The following is a 2,713-nucleotide window of genomic DNA, read 5'->3' as shown; positions in this document are numbered from 1 at the left end:
ACACCAGTACCGCCGCCTGGCCACCCGCTGGGAACGACGCACCGACATCCACCAAGGATTCCTCGACCTCGCCGCCGCCCTCATCTGCTGGCGAAGACTCCGCAACCGAACCTGATAGGAGCTCTTACTTCGTCATTCGCGTACCCCCAGTTGATGGAATCTTCGGTTCTTCATCTGGTTGGCCGCCGAAGCACCCCGATCGGTTCCATCGTTCAGCGAACTTTTTCTCCGCCCTCCGCCCTCCGCCATCGCCCGAACCAGCACATCGGGATACCACCGCAGATGCACCCCCGGAGAGGGTTACGTTGCTTTCTTTCGGCCTCGGATGGACACCAAACCGCCCGCGTTTCCGCAGGTCAATCGCTTGGGCGTGTATCTGGGGTACACCCCGGCACCACAGCCCTGACCGAACTGAAAAGCGTCAAAATAGAGTCCACCTCTGCATCTCTTGACACTGGTCCGCTTGATTCTTAGACTTCAAATTCCGGTCACACTTGTCATACTCGCGGAGTGCGGCATTGCTATCGAAAACGCGTGATGCACATCCATTGACGGCTCGAACCGGTATAAGCCTGCAGTGGTCGGCAGCCGCGCTGAACCCGCCGTCAGAGGCGCAGCACGCCAGATAGATCCGGACACCGGCGCGGAGCGTTCAACTTACTGGAGGCCGGGCCCGCAGAAGGCCAGTCGGCCATGGCCTTACCGCTGTTTTTCACAGGCGTGCTTGTCACGGGCCGCTTTGGCGGCGGCGGTCGCGGCGAGCTCCTCGTCAATCCGTTCGTTGGACTGGCGCGCCCGGAACGTGTCGCCGCCCAGGACGTCATGCGCGCGGGCGTCCTGGCGGGTGGTCGGCGTGACCGATGAGGGCGGCTACGGCCGGTCGGGGTTTGTAAGGTCTACTGGACAGACCCCCCCATTCGGGGGTTCTCGTGGATTGTGACCAGGCGGAGCAGTCGCGACTGGTAGGTGAACTGCAGGAACAATTCTCGCCCGTCGCATGGTTCTCGGAACGAGATCGTTCCTTCGGGCGGAATGTGCGGATTGATACTCGCTGTATCCCAGGAGAATGTGAATGCGCCCGCCATGTCCGCCGCAGTGAGTCGGATATCGTCTTGGAGTGTCATGGCCACCAGCCTGGTCGGATTCTGGGATAAGACCCTGGGGATACGGAGCGACACCGTCTCGAACGGACCGTTCACCGGGAACCCTTTGAATTCACGCATGTAAGGGTTTACGCAGTCGATCTCATGGAGCGCGGCCGAGCATGCGGCAGAGACCGTTTCAGGCGTCAATTCACCGGGCGCGGACATGATCGCATCCACTATGGCGCGCACCCGGGAAACGTGCGACGCTGCTGTCACCCTGACACCTGCCCCGGGCCACCTTCTCTCATTCGAAGGTATTCATGCACGACGAACTGTCTTCGATAAAAGTCGCCATAATAATCCTCGTATTTTTGGCCCGTTGTGCTCGCTTTTTCGCTCGCGATCAGTCTCGCCATCTGATTTATGGCGTCTTCCTTGGAAAGTTCACCACGCCTGTGCCTATCATAGATGTCCGTGTGGGTGCGGGCGTTTGCGCTGTAGAGATGGATGAGTGGTCCACCATTGCGGCGGATCTCATCTAGCCCCTCAAGCGCAATGAAGTTGGCATGAGCTTCGTCGCGCAACCGGAGCGCTACTGCCGCCTCGACCCAATCATCACGTTTCTCTCCTCGATAGGGGATTGGTCGCGACAACTGAGCCGCTGCCGGGTTGTCCGGGTGGGCGTGTCCCAGTTCATGAAGAAGACTTGCGACTGTAAGGCGCGGCCAGTCCAGCGCAATGGTGATCGTTTTCTCTTCCCTATACATGTAACTTCCCCCGCTAAAGGAGCCGCGGCGGATCGTATAACCCGCTCGGTAGATGTCATCGAGCCTCTGCGCAGTCTTCGGTGACAAAGCGACCAGGGCGTCGACCTTTGCACCCAGCCCCGTGACGACCGGGGGTGTGCGCACCGGACTCGGTGTGCGGTCCGTTGCCTGCCGATCGCCGTCCATGGCGTGTTTCAGCTGTTCGGCAGCCGACGCGTCGCCCTCACTCGTCCCACGGCTGACAGCCCGAAGGCCGTCCGCGCCGATCGGGCCGCTGTAGATCTGGGAAACGTGCTTACCCCCGCGCGGTATGATGCGGCTGCGCAACCTCTCGGCCATGTCCCTGAAGGGCTGTGCCAGCCTGTTCCCCAACATCAGCCCCTCACGCCCTTGCTACCTACCTCCCGCACGGCTGGTCCCATCACCGCTTCCCTGGTCGGGGACAGCCCGCCTTTTACTTCTTGAATGGTGTACTTTTCTCCGTCGTTGCGCCAAGTGCTGCGCGGTGTTCCCAGCCGTGGTGAGTGCGGCCAAGGGGCCAGTCTTCAGGAGTTACCGACACCCCCAATAAGCAGCAATCAGCGACAGCATCGCCAACTCTGGGAATCACAGCTCCTGGCGGGTCTACCAGGGCCTCGAAGGTGGCGGTCCCCGCCGCGGACCTGCGCACGGTGTTCTGAATTGAGGCGGCGCGAAAGCCAGCTCAGTCATCGCTGATGGGGTACATCTCCGCGTAGAGCGCCTATCAGGTTCGGTTGCGGAGTCTTCGCCAGCAGATGAGGGCGGCGGCGAGGTCGAGGAATCCTTGGTGGATGTCGGTGCGTCGTTCCCAGCGGGTGGCCAGGCGGCGGTACTGGTGTA

At 61.2% G+C, this 2,713-nt stretch carries 1 protein-coding gene; it reads right to left on the bottom strand.

Features of this window, described 5'->3' with window-relative positions; translation table 11 throughout:
- Positions 1-1,357 precede the first annotated feature (1,357 nt).
- Positions 1,358-1,996 carry a hypothetical protein gene (locus GVY64_RS36760; protein WP_159851282.1) on the bottom strand — a complete coding sequence of 213 codons (639 nt, stop codon included), beginning with the start codon at positions 1,994-1,996 and terminating at the stop codon, positions 1,358-1,360.
- Positions 1,997-2,713: the final 717 nt, after the last annotated feature.

Origin of the sequence: Nocardia sp. CY41 (assembly GCF_009829325.1) — a bacterium.
Classification (GTDB): domain Bacteria; phylum Actinomycetota; class Actinomycetes; order Mycobacteriales; family Mycobacteriaceae; genus Nocardia.
This window is presented reverse-complemented; position numbering and strand designations above follow the sequence as displayed.